The sequence below is a fragment of the Flavobacterium sp. WC2430 genome (assembly GCF_040822075.1).
Taxonomy (GTDB): domain Bacteria; phylum Bacteroidota; class Bacteroidia; order Flavobacteriales; family Flavobacteriaceae; genus Flavobacterium.
Genome location: NZ_CP162007.1, coordinates 1,691,203 through 1,711,356 on the forward strand (window position 1 = coordinate 1,691,203; position 20,154 = coordinate 1,711,356).

Sequence of the window (20,154 nt, forward strand, 5' to 3'; positions counted from 1 at the left end):
TAACTTCTTGTAATTTTATAAAAAAAAATCCCAATCTATTTCTAAATTGGGATTTGTCAAAGTTTTATTTAATTAGCCTTTCAACCAAGCTTCTTTTAAGATACTTTTTGTTGAATCAGTCGCTTTCACAACCTCTTTTTCTTCATAAGGAAGTTTAACAATGCCTTTAATTGTTTGTTCTGAACCATTTCTTTTTATTTTCACTGTAATAGGATCATTCTCTTTCCATTTTTCACTTTCAGCTATCATTTCATAGATGTTGTCAAGTGTGTAAGACTGGTTGTTAATGGCTACTAAAACATCACCTCCTTTAAGGTCTAGAGAAGTATAAAAAGCATTTAATTCAATTTCGGGAATAACGACAATTTCTTTGGTTTGAGGATTCACTGTAATGTAGGGTGTTTGTCCTTTTAGAAATATGTTTCCTGGTGTTTTTTCAGATGTTAGCGTTAGCCCCACTTTTGCAAAATAAGAGGCGTAAGGAATTGGGGTTGTTCCTGCAACATAAGTTTTTAAAAATTCACCCACTTCTGGGTAGGTCAGTTCCGTGATTTTGGCAAAAAGTTCGTTGTCATTAAATGGTTTAGCAACGCCATACTCTTTGGACAATTTTTGCATTAAATCAAGAATTCCTCTTTGTCCGTTGCTTTTTTCTCTAATTATAATGTCCAAACACATCCCTATTAAAGATCCTTTTTGGTACACATTTATGTATTGATCTTTGTAAGGCTCTTTTAATACATTAGCACTCATTGTTGTAAATGACATCGTATCATTCATAGCATTGGCGCGCTCTATTTGGTCAGAAAGGCGACTGTAAAAGTCTTCTTCAGTAATTAAGCCTTGATTTATTTGAAATAAATTGGCAAAATATTCTGTAACTCCTTCATACATCCATAAATGCTCTGACATTTTTGGATCATTATAATCAAAAAATTGAATTTCTTTTGAATGAATACTTAAAGGAGTAACGATATGAAAGAATTCGTGAGATACCACATCCATCATCGATTTTACTAACTCTTCTTTTGGCATCACTTCAGGTAGGACAACAGTAGTTGCAGTAGGATGTTCTAATGCTCCAAATCCTTTAGCATCTGTATCGGTCATCGTTGATAAGTACAACAAAACACTGTATTTTTTAGTGGTGTTTATTTTTCCTAAAAAGTGTTTTTGCGCCGTCATCATTGTTTTCATTTCTGGAGTAATACTTTCGGCAGTTACTTTTCCAGTGGGAGAATAGACAGCAATATTAATTTCCATTCCGTCAACTGTAAAAGAAGTATGATCGGGTTTTGAATACATGATTGGGTTTTCTACTAGCTCTGCGTAACGGGATGTGATAAATACATCATTAGTGTTACTATCATCAATGTCAGTCATTGAAGTAGCTCCCCATATTTCACCTGGATGTGAAATGGTAACTTTGTATGGATTAGACATATAATTTGTAAAATACCCTACAAAACAATGGGTGTTTAACAGGATGTTTTTTCCCGAATCTATGTTTGAACCTGCTGGTGAGAAAACATCATCTTTACCAAATTCAGTTCCTTTTTCAGTGTCAAAGGAATCATTAACCCAATAGGTGATTTTGCTCAAAGTCTTCGCTTTTGCAATTAACCAAGAATTAACATCTAGTTTTTTTAGATCTAATGCATTTCCTTTTTTGTCATATGCTTTTAAATCAGTAATAAAGCGGCCATAATTGTCCTCAGAATAAGTACCTGGAACTGTTTTAGGGATATGGAAAGTAATCTCATCAGTGGTGATTGCAGGTGCATTTACTGTCACCATTACCTTATCATCCTTGATGTCATTTAAATTAATTGCTACTTCAATGTTTTCTTTAATTGAAGATGAGGTTACGGAGCTTGCTGTTTTACATCCTACTAATACGGAAGCTAGGGTAAAGGCAAAAAGTATCTTTTTCATTTTAAATTTGATTTTGACTGTTAGACTTATTTGTATTCATCTTGTTACAAGTTTTTTTAATATTTTTTATATGGTTTTTATTTTTGAATAAAAAAAAAACACTCTAATTAAGAGTGTTTTTTTAATTGGTTAGTCCAATTTATTTTTTATGTAATATTTGCCATCCAAATCTTCATCAAAATCATCAATTTTCAGCGGTTTTGGTTTTGGTTTATTTGCGGTAGCTTTCTTTTTCCACATCTCAAATTTTTCTGCAGGCATCTTCTTCTTCATTATTTCCAGAACTTCTTTTTCGACCAGACCAAATTCTTTTTTGATAATCTCAAAAGGATTTTTTTCTTCTAAGGCCAATGTAACAAGTTTTTCTGTTTGCTCCCAGGTCAGTTCTTTTCGGTTACTCTTTTTCATCACGTGAAAATTAATTCAAATTGGTTTTAATGATTAAAATAATTGATTCTAAATTAGATACCAATATTAATAAAAAAAATAATTACTTTACGTCAAAAGAGTATTTTTTTTTTAATGTATTTAAATATTCTATTCTAGTTTTTGCTTTTGGCAAGGAATTTTTATTGAATTTTTCAATTTATTGCGTACTTCAATTTCCATAGGTCGAATAGTTAACGAATATGAAAATCATTTAATGTTTTTGAGATTCTTCAATTTTGAAGGTATCTATGTACTATAAATATAGTTTTTTAAGTGTATAAATAGGCCCAATACATCAAAACGAATTGAAATGGAATGCGTAGTAATAATACCCATTTAGGAAGCCCCATTTGTGCTTTGTGATTTTGATACATGAAAAAATGAGTTGGTAAAACGGCCATTAATAATACAATTACGCCCCAGGCTGCATAATGTGTTAAGGCAGGAATGAGTAAGGATATACCAAGAATTATCTCAGCAATCCCGCTTAAATAATTTAAAAGACTTGGATTGGGTAAATAGGGGGGGATTATTTTTTTGTACAGTTTTGGGCTTCTAAAATGATTAATACCAGCAATAGTATAGATGAATGCCATAAGGTATAAGTGCCAGTTTGAATTCATGATAAATCAGAATTAGGGTATTTGTTTTGCGAATTTAAGAATTTATTTGCGATATATTAATAATCTGAAATGTTAAAAAGAAGAATTGTTTTTTATAGGTTTAAATTTTAGGTTCATTATGACAATGGCTACAATAATTAAACAGATTCCTATCCATTGCATCAGGATTACTTTTTCATTTAAAAGGAAAAAAGCCATCATCACTGATACCGGAAGTTCCAGAGCCGATACAATACTTCCTAATCCAATTCCTGTAAGTGGAAACCCAGCATTCATTAAAAGTGGTGGGATTATTGTGCCAAAAAGAGATAAAACGATTCCCCATTTTAGAAATATTTCGAAGTTAAATGGAGTGGTTTGTGTTGCAATTGAAAACGAAAACACAACTATAGCACCACCAAGAAGCATATATAAACTGCGTTGTGCGGACGAAATACTTGTAGCCACTCGATTTGCTGTAAACATGGTTGTTGTGAATGAGGCTGCCGCCAAAATACCCCACATAATTCCATGCCAATCCAATTGCACCTCGTTATTGATTAAGTTGGTCGCTAAAACCGTTCCTGTTAATACAATAACTACCGATATGATTTTTTGGGTTGAAGGGATTTTTTTTTCTAAAATCATTTCGAGTAAAACACCCATCCACACTGTTTGCATCAATAAAACAATACCTATGGAAACGGGAATGTATTTTACGGCCAAATAATAAAAAACACTTGTCATACCTAATGAAGTGCCTGCCAACATTAAATGAAAAATGTTTTTTTTGGATGCTTTGATTACTTTGTCTTTGTTTTTATTTTTTTGGAACAAATTGATGAGTAAGATTCCAATAATTCCTAATATGAATTGGGAGCTGGTAACCTCAGCAGTAGTATATCCTTCCAAATACGCCATCTTTACAAATGTGGCTAACATGCCATAACTCGTTGCACCAAATCCCACTAATAATACTCCCTTTAATACTTTATTTTCCAACATTTTTTTAAATTTAAAAAGCGGGCAAAGATAGTTTTTTAGTTGACAAGACTTTGTTTTTATTCTTTTTTCCCCACTTCCATTAAGTCACTCAAATGCAAACGCAAAGCATTTACTGAAATGCTAATTTCCCAAAAAGACAATCCCAATGAGATGAGTAAGCTTAGTAAACTCAATCCAAAAAGATAGAGGCTTATCAATTGATGATCTAGAAATAAGAGTAACATAGCAAAAACAGAAAGAAATAAACAACATACACCAAAAAGCTGCATGTACTTAATTAACGATAATCGCAAATTGAGGTTTTTGATTTCTAGTAATATGGTTTTATTCTCTTTTTCCTCGTAGGTCTTTTTTAAACCTCGAACAATGGTAGCAATGGTCAAGAAACGATTAGTATACGCCAAAAGGATTAATGAAGTGGCCGAAAATAATAAAGCTGGAGTTTCTTTGTGTAAGGTCATTATTGTTTTTTTATGGTTGCTTCAAAGTACGTAATTCTTTAGTTAAGTTTTTAATTTTTAATACAAAAGACTAAAAAGTGCTACTTTTAGGTTTTTAAAATTACAAGTAATACAACATCTATTTCCCTTTCAATAAACTTTCTTTTATTTTGTTTGACGGTGTTTTTTAGTGTGATAGCTTTGTTCCTCGCTATGACTTTTATAGAGGAATAGTATTTTTTGCTCCTTTTGTTATGCAAGGTCAAGTGGCTTTGCTTAGAGGATTGTTTAGAAAATGATTTTTGGGTTTTCTATTGGTTGTTTTTGTCCTATTTTTGATCAAAATCTATCATCCATTCAATGCCATATTTATCTCTAAACATACCAAAGTAGGAACCCCAAGGGCTGTCTTCAATAGGCATTTCGATTTGTCCACCTGATGAAAGTCCGTTGAATAATTTATCGGCTTCTTCTTTGCTTTCTGCACGTATTGAAATTTTACTTCTGTTTTCATTTTCATTTACGCGTCCCATACTTTCTGGAACATCATTGGCAAATAAAAAATTCTTGCCAATGGGTAAGGAGATATGCATTATTTTATTTGCTTCTTTTTCTGAAACTGGAAATTCAGGGCTTGACATTTCTTTGAAACGGGTTATTTGTGCAAACTCTCCACCAAATACGGATTTGTAAAAATGGAATGCTTCTTCGGCATTTCCATTAAAGTTAATGTGCGGATTGATCAGTGCCATAATTCAAATTTTTAAGTTGGTTGTTTATTCTTTTAATAGATTATTGAGATTGTCAAAAAACATTTTCCAACCATCCACAATTCCTGAATGGAGAACAGTATCTTTTTGTTGCTCAGTCGCAAAACTTGAATATAGTTTCAGTACCGTTTTTTCGCTTTGTGGTTCAAAAATTAGTTCAACAACAGTGGGTTCGTTTTGCTCTCTGTCATCATCCCAAGAATCTTTATATACAATTCGATTTGGTTTGTCCAGTAAAAGGTATTCTCCTTTTGTAGGATAAATTTCTCCTTCTGGTGACTTCATGTGAATTCTGAAATAGCCGCCCACATTGGGGACCATTTCTGCTCGAGCGACTGAAAATCCCGTTGGATAAAACCACTTTTGAAATAGGTTTATATCGGTCCACGCATTGTAAACTGTATTGCAGTTTGCGTTTATTTCGTACTCGAGTAACAACATTGGCTCAAGGTAGTTGGCTGTTTTATAAAGTGCTGTCATATTTCTTTTTTTAGAAGTACGTTTGCGTTGCTATAACCGTTTTAGCTTTTGAAAACGACTGAATTGGCTAAACGAAAATACGAATAAAAAATAGAATTTTGCTAAAATTGTAAATGACTTGAGAAGGTATTGTTTTGGTAGCCACGTTGCAAACGCTACGAGTTGTTTTCTAATTTAAGTAGGTACTCGTCGAAGACAAGCAGCAGAGAATCGGGGCAAACGAGAGCTAGTGGAATGGTATTGTTTGTAAATTTTTTTGGTATTACATCATTAGGTCTTGTTTATCGACAGTCATGCGAAGAATGAAGCAATCTCATCCAGTATTTTCGCTTCAATTGACTTTTTATTTTGTTTGTGGATGTGTTTTAGTGTGATAGCTTCGTTCCTCGCTATGACTTTTATTGTGGAATGGTATTGTTTGTAAATTTTTTTGGTATTACATCATTAGGTGTTGTTTATTGACGGTCATTGCGAAGAATGAAGCAATCTCATCCAGTATTTCCGTTTCAATATGCTTATTTATTTTGTTTGTGGATGTGTTTTAGTATGATAGCTTCGTTCCTCGCTATGACTTTTATAGTGGAATAATATGGTTTCTCAGTTTGTATTGCAAAGGCGGGAGACTTCGTAGAGGGTTAACGAAAACTTGATGCGAAACGGTAATTTTACTAAAGTCACCAACCTTGTCAAACCATCTGTCATATCACGTTTTTAGTTTTCTATGTTTCTTAATTTTAGAATTAATGTTTTTAACTCTTCTGTGTATTTGTTTAACTCTTCAAATTTTATTTCACTTGGATTGTGAACCAATTTATTTCTGAAGTTATTTATATCAATTAATTTTTTCTTTTCATCTTCTGTTAAATTGAAAAGATCAGCAAAATTTTTATATCTAAATATTTTTGGTCCTTGTTGAATTGTTAACTTGTTAAACTCAGTCCAGAATAGTAAAAAATCATCTATTCCATATTTTTTTCCATTTAATTCAATTTTTTCATCAAATAGATTTTCGAATAAAATTTTTGCAATACTAGAATATGCAATAACTTTTTCTTTTTCTACAGTTATTCCATTACCGTCATGATAAAGTTGATTTCTTAACTTGTGGAACCATTCAATTTCACCAAGTTCAATTCCAATAAGTTTGTTTTCAGCAAATTTTTCGATAGCATCAACTAAATTCGGAAAATTACTTGTTGCTTCTTCATAAACTTTTCTTGTTACACCTTCAATTTTCGTAATCCTCTTAGGTAGTCCTAAATACGTTTTCATCATTAATTCAACAGAGTTGTCAATTAAAATCATTGACATTCTGTAATCAAATTCGGTATCTAAAGATAAATGTTCAAGACCATGTTTTAATAGTTCTTTTGGTCCAGTTTTCCATAATTCTTTTCCCATTATCTTTTTTTCTAAAATGTGGTATAACTTGTATATATGTCTGACAACCGTCAGACTTTATATTCTATCAAATATATGCCATTTATATTATTAATCTTGACATTGTTTTTAATAGTTGGTTTTCATATCAAAATAGTATTTTGGAAATAAAACGCTCTCCATAGCCCTGATGGCAATGAAAATCCCGCAGCTTTTTTGGTGCGGATTGTAATGTACAGCAGGACGAGGGCTTGTTATGGGAATCATTCATTATGCTCCATAAAAAAACCTGCCAGTTTTCACTAGCAGGTCTTAATTTTCCCTCCTTTAGAAGGGTTAGTTGAGGATTATTTGATCATCTCGAAACTACGTTTTACAAAAGCGGTTAATGCTTCTCCTTTTAGTAAGTTTTGAGACAGTTTAGCTAAGTCCAGCGCTTGTTTTACAAGGTGCTCTTGGCTTGATTTGTCTTCCGTGTTTAGAATTGTTGTTGCTAATGGCGAATTAGTATTTACTACTAGATTGTACATCTCTGGCATATTCCCCATCCCAAACATTCCACCACCACCTGACTGGCTCATTTCTTTCATTCTACGCATGAATTCTGGTTGCGTGATGATGAAAGGAGCGGCTTGGCTGTCCATAGATTCTAGTTGAACCGTGTACGTTTGTTTTGGAACAATCGCTTCTAAAACAGTTTTTAAACCTTCTTTTTCCTCATCGGATAATTTAGAAATGGTGTTTTCCTCCTTCTTGATTAAATTATCAATATGATCTGAATCCACACGTACAAAAGTGATCTCTCTATTGTCTCCTTCAATTTTTTGGATCAAGTGAGAAATAATTGGAGAATCTAAAAGCAATACTTCGTATCCTTTTTCTTGTGCAATTTCGATATACGAGTGTTGCGCTTCTTTATTTCCTGCATAAAGAACAACCAGTTTCCCGTCTTTGTCCGTTTGTTTGTCTTTTAGGTTTTCTTTTAATTCCTCCAGTGTGTAATAATTGTTGTCTACTGTAGGATATAAAACGAATGCACCTGCTTTTTCGTAGAATTTATCTTCGGATAACATTCCGTATTCTAGAACGATTTTGATATCATTCCATTTGGCTTCAAAATCTTCACGGTTTTCAGTGAATAATGATTTCAATTTATCCGCTACTTTACGAGTGATGTAGTTTGAGATTTTTTTCACAGCACCATCAGCCTGTAATCCGGAACGAGAAACGTTCAAAGGAATATCTGGCGAATCGACTACTCCGCGAAGCATCATCAAGAATTCAGGTACAATTCCTTCTACGTTATCTGTAACGTACACTTGGTTTTGGTACAACTGAATTTTATCTTTTTGGATTTGTAAATCACCACCTAATTTAGGGAAATACAAAATACCGGTTAAGTTAAATGGGTAATCTACATTTAAGTGAATGTGGAATAACGGCTCTTCAAATTGCATAGGATACAATTCATGGTAGAACGTTTTATAATCCTCATCTGCTAATTCAGTAGGTTGTTTTGTCCAAGCTGGATTCGGGTTGTTGATGAAATTGTCTACTTCAACGGTTTCCGCTTTGTAATCTTCAGGAGCATCTTCAGGTTTAGGAAGTGTTTCTGTTTTTGTTCCAAATTTAATTGGAATAGGCATGAACTTATTGTACTTGTTAAGAAGTTCTTTGATTTTAGACTCTTCTAAGAAATCCAATGAATCTTCGGCAATATGCAAGATAATCTCAGTACCTCTTTCTGTTTTGTCAGCTGGTTCCAAAGTGAATTCAGGACTTCCGTCGCAGGTCCAGTGTGCAGCTGGTTCGTCTTTGTATGATTTAGTAATCAATTCCACCTTAGAAGCGACCATAAAAGCCGAGTAGAAACCAAGACCAAAGTGACCAATAATTCCTGAATCCTTAGCGGTGTCTTTGTATTTTTCCAAAAACTCTTCGGCTCCAGAAAAAGCGAGTTGGTTGATGTATTTCTCTACTTCCTCTGCAGTCATACCAATACCTTGGTCAATGATATGTAGTTTTTTACCTTCCTTATCTACTTTTACTTCGATAATTGGGTTGCCATATTCTACTTTGGCTTCGCCAATATTCGTTAGATGTTTTAATTTTAACGTTGCATCTGTCCCATTGGATATCAATTCACGTAAAAAAATCTCGTGATCACTGTATAGGAACTTCTTGATTAAAGGGAAGATGTTTTCTACCGAAACATTAATTTTTCCAGTTGTCATATATAATTTTTTTATAGGGTTTTACAATCTGTGGATATTCTTTCAAATAGAATACCAATTGCTTTTAAAGTGACAAATTGTCGTAACTGTTAATTTTGAAACAAAATAATTTAATTTTGAAACACAAATCAAGGGTTAAGCAATTATCTTTGTATCAGTTTAATTATAAAATGAAATAACAATGAAAAAAATATTTTTTTTAACAGCTTTAGCATTAGTGCTATTCTCATGTAAGACGAGTTCAGTAACAGGTAAAAAATTGGATAAAACTACTCAGGTAGCCATTAAAGGCGAATGGGTATTGACCTCAGTGACGTATCCAGGATCACAATATATCAAAGTGAATTCTTTTGATATTGCCGATTCTAAATGTTTTGTAGGAAGTACATGGAAATTTGTTTCGAATAATAATAAAGGAAATATGGCTTTAACAAGTGCTGATTGTACTGGTTTTAGTTCTCCAATCACTTGGTTTGTTAACACGGATCAAGAATTCATATTGAAAGTTTTGGATGCTGGTGAAAAAGCAAAAAGAGTAAGAGCAGGTTACAAACTGTTTGTTGAAAACCTAGGAGATAATTCGTTCCAATTGGTTGATAAAGGAAATGTTGTTGGTGGAAAAGCTATTGATGTAGTGTACCAATTTCAAAGAGCAAACTAAAAATTAATTAAAAAAATAAAACAGATCATTATGAAAAACTTTTCTATACTAACATTGGCATTAGTAATGTCAATAGGAACACTTTTTACAAGTTGCGAGGCTATTAAAAATACAAATAATACACAAAGAGGTGCTGGTATTGGTGCAGCAAGTGGTGCCGTTATAGGTGCAATTCTTGGTAACAATCTTGGTAAAGGTGGTAAAGGAGCAATGGGTGCTGTTCTTGGTGGTGTTGTAGGTGGAGTTGCCGGTGGAGTCATTGGTAATAAAATGGATAAACAAGCAAGACAAATTGATGAGGTGCTTCCAGGTGCTGAAGTGAAACGTGTGGGTGAAGGAATCCAATTGGTTTTAAATGAAAATGCAGTTCGTTTTGATACTAATAAATCAACTTTAACAGCTACTGCAAAAGCTAATTTAGATAAATTAATTCCTGTATTTACAGAATATCCTGATACTGATATCACTATTTTTGGATATACTGATAACACTGGTCCAGCAGACTATAATTTAAAATTATCTGGTGAAAGAGCAGCTTCAGTTAGAAACTATTTAGTAAGTAAAGGTGTTGCTTCCTCTCGATTTAATGTTACTGGTTTAGGAATTGCTGATCCAATTGCTACAAATGATACTCCAGAAGGTAGAAGTCAAAACCGTCGCGTTGAGTTTGCTATTACTGCAAATGATAAAATGCAACAAGACGCTAAGATTGAAGCTGGGAACTAAAAGAAAATATTTTTTAATTCTAAAAAAGGTCGTTTCGTAATTATTACGAGACGACTTTTTTTTATTTATATTATCGTTTCCATAAAATAATTTTGACAAAGAAATCTATCTTTGTACTCTCAAATTTCATTATCATAAAAATGCTTCAAGTTCAAAACATCACATTCGGATATACCGAAAAACAAGTGCTAACCAATGCTAGTTTTACAATTATAAAAGGACAAAATATTGCTATAATCGGCGAAAGTGGTTGTGGTAAAAGCACGCTTTTGAAATTAATTTATGGATTGTATGATTTAGATGAAGGACACATTTTATGGAATGAGGAAGAAGTGTTAGGTCCAAAATACAACTTGGTTCCAGGAATGCCATTCATGAAGTATTTGTCACAAGATTTTGATTTGATGCCTTATATCACTGTTGCGGAGAATGTGGGTAAATATTTATCGAATGTTTTTCAAGATAAAAAACAAGAGCGAATCCATGAATTACTGGAGATTGTTGAAATGACAGAATTCGCCCATGTGAAAGCAAAATATTTAAGTGGAGGACAACAGCAACGCGTGGCGCTGGCTAGAGTTCTGGCATTGGAACCTGAAATATTATTATTGGATGAGCCTTTTAGCCATATTGATAATTTTAGAAAAAATGCATTGCGTCGCAATTTGTTTGCGTATTTAAAAGGGCAAGGAGTTACTTGTCTTGTAGCAACTCACGATAGCACCGATGCGCTTTCATTTGCCGATGAAACGATTGTTTTGCAAAACGGAAGAATTGTTGATAAGGCAGCTTCTTTTGATTTGTATATGAATCCTATCAACAAATATGTAGCATCCTTATTTGGCGAAGTAAATGAGCTGAAATTATCTCAATTAGTTCCTGTCGATGGGGAAGACGAAATGGTGTTGCTTTATCCGCATCAATTGAAAGTAGTAGATAATGGCTTAATGCATGTAGTGGTAAAACAATCATATTTTAAAGGAGGCCATTATTTAATAAAAGCAGTATTTGATAGAAAAGTTATCTTTTTTGAGCATGACAGTCCATTAGACCTCAATCAAGAAGTGACGTTGATGATTTCATAATTTTTATTTGTCACGCGATTCGTTTTAGCCCTGATAGCAGCGGCATCCTTTTTCTTGTTTTGTGAGGAACGAAACAACTACAAGAAAAAGATATAGCGAATAGCAGGATATAGCTCCAAAAAAATATAAGTTGCTATTTGATAAAAAATCAGTAATTTGTGAGCCAATATTTTAACGTATTTATAAATTTGCAACCTTATTTTAATAAAACAATACTATGTACCATTCAAAAATAGCAGGATTAGGATATTATGTTCCTTCCAATGTGGTTACTAATGATGATTTGGCAAAAATTATAGACACAAACGACGAATGGATTCAAGAAAGAACTGGAATTCAAGAAAGAAGACACATTATAAGAGGAGAAGATACGACAACTTCAATGGGTGTAAAAGCAGCTGAAATTGCTATTGAACGCGCAGGAGTTGCCAAGGAAGATATCGATTTTGTGGTTTTTGCCACTTTAAGTCCTGATTATTATTTTCCTGGTCCAGGAGTTTTGGTTCAGCGTGATTTGGGTTTACGAACTGTGGGTGCGCTTGATGTAAGAAATCAATGTTCAGGATTTTTGTATGCTTTATCAGTTGCGGATCAATACATCAAAACAGGAATGTATAAAAATATCTTGGTGATAGGATCTGAGGTACATTCTACAGGTTTAGATATGACATCACGTGGACGTGGCGTGTCGGTAATTTTTGGAGATGGAGCAGGAGCTGCGGTTTTAAGTAGAGAAGAAGATTTGACCAAAGGAATTCTTTCTACGCATTTACATTCAGAAGGGCAACATGCTGAAGAACTTATTGTAAAAGCGCCTGGAATGGGTGGGCGTTGGGTTACTGATATTTTAGCCGATAATGATCCAGACGATGAAAGTTATTTTCCATATATGAATGGGCAATTTGTATTTAAAAATGCAGTTGTTCGTTTTAGCGAAGTAATTAATGAAGGGTTGGAAGCAAATAATCTTCAAGTATCAGATATTGATATGCTAATACCACATCAAGCTAATTTGAGAATTTCTCAGTTTATCCAAAAGAAATTTGGATTGAATGATGATCAAGTTTTTAATAATATTCAAAAATACGGTAATACAACCGCTGCTTCTATTCCGATTGCGCTCACAGAAGCTTGGGAATTAGGGAAAATTAAATCTGGTGACACGGTAGTTTTGGCTGCTTTTGGTAGTGGATTTACTTGGGCTAGTGCTATTATAAAATGGTAAGAAATTTATAGTTGCTATTGTTTTTAAATCAAAAAACCCAGAGTTGGCAAACTCTGGGTTTTTCTTTTGGAACCTAACTATTAAAACTAATCTTATAAAAGGCCACCACCACCTTGGGTTTCGTTGTTGTCCCTTTGTTTTCTTTGAATGGCTTTGTTTTTACCGCTTCCAAATCTATAATTGAATCCTAAATAAACGGATTGGCTTTCCCAGTTGAATTGCCCGTTAGATTTATAAGGGCGGTCACCAGCAAAAGCAAAATGCATGGAGTTAAAAACATCGCTGAATCGTGCACTGATTGTTCCACTTCCTTTTAAGATATTGTAACTACTTCCAACATCCATTTTCCACATGGCTTCTCTATTAAACTGTAGGCTTAAATCGCGTCCTCTGTACATTCCAAATAATTGGAAACGCAGGTCTTTAGTAGCTTTAAAAGTATTGTTGATGCGCGCATTAAATGTACTTGCATTGACTTCAACAAATTCATATACTCCTGGAGTGCTCTCAATAGTTCCTTTTACTTTTTTCTGATACGCATCGACACTTACATTAGCGCTCCACCATTTTTTAAAATCTAAATTACCGGAGACTTCAACTCCATACGCATTGTTGTTGTTGAAATTGTCGAAGGATAAGATTTGCTTGTTTGGGTTATCTGGATTAGTATAGATAACTCTTGTGATTTCATCTTCAATTCTTCTATAGAAAACACCTGAAGTAATAGATCCTATTTTAGTTTTTCTAGTATAATTTATTTCATACGAGTTCGTAAACTGCGGAATAAGATTTGGATTTCCTTGAGAATCTAATGTTGCAGTACTCCATTCTCTAATAGGGTTGACCTGTCCGATGCTTGGACGATCCACTCTTCTTGAAAAACTAAGGTTAAATGAGTTGTTATCACTCGGGTTATAAGTCAAGAATGTAGAAGGATAAACGTTTAATAAATCATCTTTAAAGGCACCATCTGCTTTTGATACTTCTTTAAATAGGGCATCAACATTGTATTTTTCTACACGCGCTCCAGCTTGAAAACTCCATTTTTTCCATTGTTTCCCTAAAGTGGCATAGGCCGAAGATATTTTTCTGTCGTAACTAAAATTTGAATTTGGATTACTGTCTCTAAGCAAACTATTATCAGTTGTTTCGTTTCTATGTTCTAACCCTAATTCTAATTTTATAGTTTCAGTTAATGGATTTACATAGTCTAAATTGACAATCGTGTTTTTACCTATAGTTTCTACATCATTTGTGTAAGAACTAGTCAATGCTCGCGTGTCTCTGTTATAATTAGAATAAACGGCATTTTCTGGTTCATTATTTTTATTGTAATTCATTTCTAATTCTAAACTGTGTCCTTCCTTTTTAAATTTTACTTTATAGTCGAAATTGTAAGTTTGAGAACGTTCCTTGTTTTTATTGTCGAAAAGCTGCACTACATCAACATTTGTAGTATTGTTTGTGTAATCTACATCAGTGCTCGCATTACCATTTCCTTTGAAGAAACTTTGATTAGTGTAGAATGACAACGTATTTTTATCATTGATATTGAAATCAAAACCCACCTTTGCTAAATGCGACGTGTTATTATTTATAAATGTAAAAAGCTGATCGTTTTCTTTGTTAACTTCTTTGCTTTTTATAAATCCATGATTGGATCGTTTTCCTGTGTTTAAACCATAATTTCCATAAAAATTAAATTTTCCACTTCTATAATTTAAATCGATTGATGAATTTAGTTTGGGCGTTTTTCCAAAAGTAACTCCATTATTAATGCTACCATTAAAACCTATTTTACTGTTTTTATTTAAAATAATATTAATAATTCCGCTCATTCCTTCTGGATTGTATTTTGCAGATGGATTGGTGATTAATTCAATTTGTTTAATTGAAGAAGAGGGGATTTGTTGTAATAATTGTGAAGCCTCTATATTAGAAGGTTTTCCGTCAATTAAAACACGAACATTAGAGTTTCCTCTTAAACTAATAGCATTGGTTTGTGGGTCAACACTAACCGATGGAATATTATTCATTATTTCCCCCGCTGTTGCTCCAGCAGAGATTAAATCTTTCCCAACATTAATGATTTTTCGATCTATTTTTTGTTCAATAGTAGATTTCTCACTAACAATATCAACTCCTTTCAGTTCGATAGCATCTTCTTCAATAGTAATTGTGTTGAGGTTGATTAATTTATCGTCGGATGATAATGTTATGGATTTAGTAACTGTTTTATATCCAATAAACTGAAATTCTACGGTGTATTTTTTAAAATCTAGATTTTTGATAATAAAAATACCTTTGTCTGATGTGATTCCTCCAGTGACGAATTTATCAGCTTCTTTAACAATTACATTTACATAGGGTAATGGTTCATTAGTTTTCTTGTCAATAACTTTTCCGGTTACACTTCCTGTGTTTTCGAGAAGATTGGGTTTGACTGAGTTTTGTGCTTGTATCGAAACGACTGTTCCGAATAGGCAGACTAAAATTAATAGTACTGTTTTCATGATTGATGATTTTGATTGAAAATTTGATTGATGATGCAAAGGTAATTATTTTTTTATAATAACATGTATTACATAGTACTGTTTTATACAAAAAAATAATTATTCAAAAATTGATTGATTTACTTAGTAGACTAACAAGCTTTCACTTTGTTACAAAAAAGATGTTTTTTTATTAAAAAAAAAGACCTTCTAATTTAGAAAGCCATTCTTTTGATAGGAAGTTTTATTTATCGTTTTAAAGAAAAATGAGATTTGTATTCTTTTGATATATTGTTTTCTGTGTAGAATATAGTAAACCAGTAATCATCTGCAGGGAGCGAATAGCCATTATAATTTCCATCCCAACCATTTCCATTAGGAGAAAGTTCTTTTAGCAACTTGCCGTACCTATCGAAAACAAATAGCTTGATATTATCTTGATTTGGCATTTCAGTTACATTCCAAGTGTCATTATAGCCATCTCCGTTTGGAGTAAAAAATTTAGGAGCATTTATCATTCTTAGAATAATCGGATTAGTAGATCCACAACCATTTGCATCGCTAACGCTTATTTCGTGAATTCCAGAACTAACATTTGTAAAAGTATTGCTGCTTTGAGGAGTATTCCCGTCTAAAGAATAAAGAAAATTACTAGCATTTCCTGTACTTGGTATTGCATTTACAGTAATGGTTTGGTTATCTGTAAACCAACCATCAGTGGTAAACGTAATGGAACTTGGTGGAGCAGATTCGATAACAGTAAATGGAATATTGTCTGAGGTACAACCAAATATTGATAAATCAGTTACAGTTAGTGTGTAGTTTCCAGGCTGACTTGTAGAAAAATCGGAAGCTGTACTTAGTAAATTATTGTTTTCATCATTCCATTCAAATGAATATCTGGGAGCACTAAAGCCACTTGAAATATAGGAATTGGTAACTACGCCAGAAGCAAAATCATGACAAACTGGAGGTACAATAAGAATAGGATTCGGTTTAGGAGTTATTGTGATCTCCATTGGTTTTTCATCATAGCAAATTACAGTTGACGAACTTCCAACTTCGGCATAGGCATAAAGTGTTGTTGAAGCAGTTATAATATCTCCAGGAAATTTTTCTGTATTAGTAGTATTAGCAGGTCCGCCAGATTGTGTAAAGTAATTATTAATTGGAGTAACATAATTAGGTAGTGTATAGGATTCGCATCTTGTTACTGTTGCAATTGGAGCAATTACGGGGCTGTTGTAAATGGTTATTGTAAAATCATCTTCATCAGAACAGGAAACTCGGGTATTGTCTTCAGCATAGACATATAATTTTGTGGTTGTAGTTATTGGTGAATAGGGAGGACTTAGTTTTGTTCCAGTTCCTTGAGGTCCATTAGTGTCAGTATAATAATCGCCAAGTCCTACAATTGCTGGTAAAGTATAATTATTACAGGCATATTGATCTGGAATTTTATTTACTAAAGTGATTAATACAGATATACTATATTCAGAAGTACAAGTATTAGGGGCAGTCGCAGCGGCATAAACATATATTGTTTTGGATGAGGTAAGTATATATCCAGAAGGTAATATTGGATTTGTTGGTGTGGGACCACCGGGGAATTCATAATATTCTCCATTTGCTAAATCATCAAGGACATAGTTTTGACCACATTTTATAACTTCAATTGGTCTCGCATCTATCAAGGGAGATGGGTTAACAGTAATTAAGAATTTTTCTTCAACGTAGCACGAACCTGATGCAGCTTTATCATAAAAATACATAGTTTGTGTTGTCGTAACCGGAAATCCAACGGGGCGCATATTTCCAGTACCTAGAGGTTTAGTAAAATAATTTCCCGAATGTGCCACTGGAGGTAAATAATACACATCACATTGTGGGGTAGTGTCACTAAATATTGGCAGCGGTGCTATGCTTACATTTACCGTGAACTGTAAATTGTCAGTGCAGCTTTCTCCAGTTACATAATACCAAAGTGTAGTTGTTGTATTTATTGAAGTACCGGCCGGAACAACTGATCCTCCGCCTCCAGCCGCAGTTCTATATTCACCAACACTTAATGGAGGCAAAATATAAGCCGAACAAGAATTTACATCAGATGGAGGATTAATATCTGAAATACCGATATATACAGTAAATGTTTTTTCGGAAGTACAGTTAGTTGGTGACGTTCCTGTTTCTTTGTAAACATAAATAGGAGTTGTTGAAGCTATAATTGTTCCAGCTGGAATAATAGGCAGTCCTTTATTTGGACCAGTGTAATAGGTACCTCCATTTGCGTCAGTAGGTAAAAAGTATGTATTACAGCTAAATTGATTATTGTATTCGGGTAAGGCACTAAAAGGAATTATTGTTATTGAGAAAGGTTTTTCTTGATTGCAGGCGGGTGACACGGTAGTATCTTGAAACCAAACATAAATGGTATTTAAGCCTGCTGCATTTATTATTGTTCCCGATGCTAACTCAGTGTTCCCTGGAGTTGTAGTACCTCCACTTTGAGTATAGTATTTTCCGTAAGCTAAATTGGGAAGTTTGTATGCGGTACAATAGGTTGATGAAGCGGGTGTTATTGTTCCCAAGTTTGCTATAGTAACTTTAAAAGAATCTTGATTTGTACAGATTCCAGATTGATTGAATACATATAAAGTAGTTGTGGTAGAAATTTTGTCTCCTGCAAAAAGCTGCGTTCCTGTCCCATTTGATCCTGTCCAATATTGTGCTCCTGTTTCTGTTAACGTAGGTAAAGTATAGGAAGTACATACAAATACATCTTTTAAGACGTCTACTTGAGGTAGGGGAGTAACAGTAAGTTGAAAGCTTGTTACAACAAAGCAATTGTTACTAGAAATATTTTGTAATCGGACCCACAATGTAGTACTAGAAGACAATAATATGTTGCTTGAATTTGGAATTATAGTATTAGAATTATTGGTAGCCCCTGCTAAAGAAGAATGAAAGGTTAGGATGGTATATAAAGGGTTTTGAGCACCTATTATTGCTGCTTTTGCTGCTGATAAGTTAAAGCTTGCTTTTGGCGTAGCATCCGTACTATTTCTTGCGCATAGTGCTATATCACTGGGTGTAGATGAAATGGTTGGACTTGCCACAATCATTAATTGAAAAGATCGTATTTCGTAACATAAAGTAGATGGATTTTGAATTCGAACATAAATTGTTTTTCCGTTTTCAGAATTTAAAATGGTATAAGGGCTTGAAATTGGAGAATTATTTGAAATGGCATCGGCATTAGTTAGGTGATATGAAATAACAGTTCCTGCAGGTAAATCATCTACAATTCCTGCTGCATTAGTGGCTTGATCATTACCGGCTAATATAATTGTAGTATTTTTTGTTAAATAAAAGTCATAAGAAGACGCTCCAGTATTGCAATTGTAAATATTAGGAACTGTATTTATTACTCCAATTGCAGGGTAAATTTCGACACTTATTTCATCAGTGACTTCAGTACATCCAGGTTCCGTATAGGAGACGCTATAATTATGAATTCCAGAACTTATTAATGGGAGAATAGTATTCAGGTCTAAAGTCGTACCCGTTTGTGGAGGAGAAAAGTCAACTCCTTCTTTTTTCCATACAATTGTAGTTCCAGGACTTAAACCTGATGCTGATAAGGTGGGTAATGTATTTCCAGGGCAAATTGCTCTATTGTTTGCGGCCGTATAATCAAGCCCCAAAACATTTTGTCCAATATTAAAACTATTGGCTTTTAAAAATATTGCCGAATCATAACCTGTATTATTGCCTCCATCTGCAATAACCAGTTTGATATGATAAACATGACTGGTGTTTAGCCCTGTTGCTGATGCAACCATGGGTATTGTTTGTCCGTTGAAATTAATTGCAGGACCAAAACCACTACCGTTAAAAGTGCCAAAATAACTAGGATTAGCTGATGGGCAATTAGAATTGTAAGTAGCATCTCTAATTGTAGCAACTGAAACAGGAATACTAGTACCAGGAATTACAGCTAAATTTATATTGGGTCCTCCTGCTGTGACATCTTTTAATAAAAAAGCAAAGGCATCCGAAAAACTACATTGTGAAGTTCCATATTCTTCAGAAGCAAAAAGGAAAGAGAAGTCAAAATTGGGTGTTTTAGGTTGGAAATCAAATTCAATGTAACTGGCATTTATAGAATTGATTGTTATACTGGATTGAGAAAGTAAATTCGCTTCTAAATCACTATCGCCAGCCCATGCCATAGTACCATTGCTTAAAATAGTAGTATTGGGACTCGGAGTTTTTGTTACATCGCCTGTCGTTAAAACAACTCCATTTGTAAATGGGAAATTTGGATTGCTATTTTCAAAGTATCCAATACCATTTGTAGCACCGTAAAATGAACCTGACCTGTAGTTGATATTTGTTGCAGACACACAAGGGGAATTAATTAATACTTGGTTGATCAATTGATCCGTGGTGTACGTGGTTGTATTAATTGTAACTGATTGTGAAAAACAAACTGCCTGAAATAATAATAAAAATAGCAGTTGAGTTTTTTTCATAATACTAATTATTAATTGAATTTTTTAAATCTACAATAAACCGTTAAAATACAAATAAATGCGACGTAATGATATTGTTAAATATTTATATAGTATTATTCTTACTATTATTACTATTTTTTAATAAAAAAGTCCTTGTTTAGAATATAAAGTTA

Annotated in this window: 15 protein-coding genes; 4 read left to right on the forward strand and 11 right to left on the reverse strand. The window is 33.5% G+C overall.

Features of this window, described 5'->3' with window-relative positions; translation table 11 throughout:
- Nucleotides 1–72: 72 nt before the first annotated feature.
- From AB3G36_RS07380 to htpG, 9 genes are all read right to left on the reverse strand, one after another.
- Nucleotides 73–1,935, reverse strand: coding sequence for a peptidase M61 (locus AB3G36_RS07380; RefSeq protein ID WP_367757462.1), 1,863 nt, complete (start codon nucleotides 1,933–1,935; stop codon nucleotides 73–75).
- Nucleotides 1,936–2,064: 129 nt separating this feature from the next.
- Nucleotides 2,065–2,343 carry a DUF2805 domain-containing protein gene (locus tag AB3G36_RS07385; RefSeq protein WP_367757464.1) on the reverse strand — a complete coding sequence of 93 codons (279 nt, stop codon included), beginning with the start codon at nucleotides 2,341–2,343 and terminating at the stop codon, nucleotides 2,065–2,067.
- 290 nt (nucleotides 2,344–2,633) lie between these two features.
- On the reverse strand, nucleotides 2,634–2,987 hold the full coding sequence (locus AB3G36_RS07390) for a MauE/DoxX family redox-associated membrane protein (protein ID WP_367757466.1): 354 nt from the start codon (nucleotides 2,985–2,987) through the stop codon (nucleotides 2,634–2,636).
- A 72-nt stretch (nucleotides 2,988–3,059) separates the two neighbouring features.
- A complete protein-coding gene (locus AB3G36_RS07395) occupies nucleotides 3,060–3,971 on the reverse strand; it encodes a DMT family transporter (RefSeq protein WP_367757468.1) in 912 nt (303 codons plus the stop codon).
- 56 nt (nucleotides 3,972–4,027) lie between these two features.
- Nucleotides 4,028–4,432: a DUF2721 domain-containing protein gene (locus AB3G36_RS07400; protein WP_367757470.1), complete on the reverse strand. Its 405-nt coding sequence runs from the start codon at nucleotides 4,430–4,432 to the stop codon at nucleotides 4,028–4,030.
- Between the two features lie 308 nt (nucleotides 4,433–4,740).
- Nucleotides 4,741–5,163 (reverse strand): VOC family protein, encoded by a 423-nt coding sequence (locus AB3G36_RS07405; protein WP_367757472.1) that lies wholly within the window; start codon nucleotides 5,161–5,163, stop codon nucleotides 4,741–4,743.
- A gap of 24 nt (nucleotides 5,164–5,187) precedes the next feature.
- Nucleotides 5,188–5,661 carry an SRPBCC domain-containing protein gene (locus AB3G36_RS07410; protein ID WP_367757474.1) on the reverse strand — a complete coding sequence of 158 codons (474 nt, stop codon included), beginning with the start codon at nucleotides 5,659–5,661 and terminating at the stop codon, nucleotides 5,188–5,190.
- 711 nt (nucleotides 5,662–6,372) lie between these two features.
- Nucleotides 6,373–7,062 (reverse strand): hypothetical protein, encoded by a 690-nt coding sequence (locus AB3G36_RS07415; RefSeq protein WP_367757476.1) that lies wholly within the window; start codon nucleotides 7,060–7,062, stop codon nucleotides 6,373–6,375.
- 326 nt (nucleotides 7,063–7,388) lie between these two features.
- Nucleotides 7,389–9,275 (reverse strand): molecular chaperone HtpG, encoded by a 1,887-nt coding sequence (gene htpG, locus AB3G36_RS07420; protein ID WP_367757478.1) that lies wholly within the window; start codon nucleotides 9,273–9,275, stop codon nucleotides 7,389–7,391.
- 181 nt (nucleotides 9,276–9,456) lie between these two features.
- On the opposite strand from htpG, the gene AB3G36_RS07425 reads away from it, so the two are divergent.
- The 4 genes from AB3G36_RS07425 (at nucleotide 9,457) to AB3G36_RS07440 (ending at nucleotide 12,972) form a co-directional block, all read left to right on the forward strand.
- Nucleotides 9,457–9,936: a lipocalin family protein gene (locus tag AB3G36_RS07425; protein WP_367757480.1), complete on the forward strand. Its 480-nt coding sequence runs from the start codon at nucleotides 9,457–9,459 to the stop codon at nucleotides 9,934–9,936.
- 30 nt (nucleotides 9,937–9,966) lie between these two features.
- The gene (locus AB3G36_RS07430) at nucleotides 9,967–10,662 is read left to right on the forward strand and encodes an OmpA family protein (protein ID WP_367757482.1); all 696 of its coding nucleotides are present in this window, start codon (nucleotides 9,967–9,969) and stop codon (nucleotides 10,660–10,662) included.
- Nucleotides 10,663–10,802: 140 nt separating this feature from the next.
- Nucleotides 10,803–11,747, forward strand: coding sequence for an ABC transporter ATP-binding protein (locus AB3G36_RS07435; protein WP_367757484.1), 945 nt, complete (start codon nucleotides 10,803–10,805; stop codon nucleotides 11,745–11,747).
- 217 nt (nucleotides 11,748–11,964) lie between these two features.
- Nucleotides 11,965–12,972, forward strand: coding sequence for a 3-oxoacyl-ACP synthase III family protein (locus tag AB3G36_RS07440; protein ID WP_367757486.1), 1,008 nt, complete (start codon nucleotides 11,965–11,967; stop codon nucleotides 12,970–12,972).
- 92 nt (nucleotides 12,973–13,064) lie between these two features.
- Here AB3G36_RS07440 and AB3G36_RS07445 read toward each other — a convergent pair whose 3' ends face one another.
- A complete protein-coding gene (locus AB3G36_RS07445; protein ID WP_367757488.1) occupies nucleotides 13,065–15,485 on the reverse strand; it encodes a TonB-dependent receptor in 2,421 nt (806 codons plus the stop codon).
- Nucleotides 15,486–15,712: 227 nt separating this feature from the next.
- Nucleotides 15,713–19,999, reverse strand: coding sequence for a choice-of-anchor L domain-containing protein (locus tag AB3G36_RS07450; protein WP_367757490.1), 4,287 nt, complete (start codon nucleotides 19,997–19,999; stop codon nucleotides 15,713–15,715).
- Nucleotides 20,000–20,154: the final 155 nt, after the last annotated feature.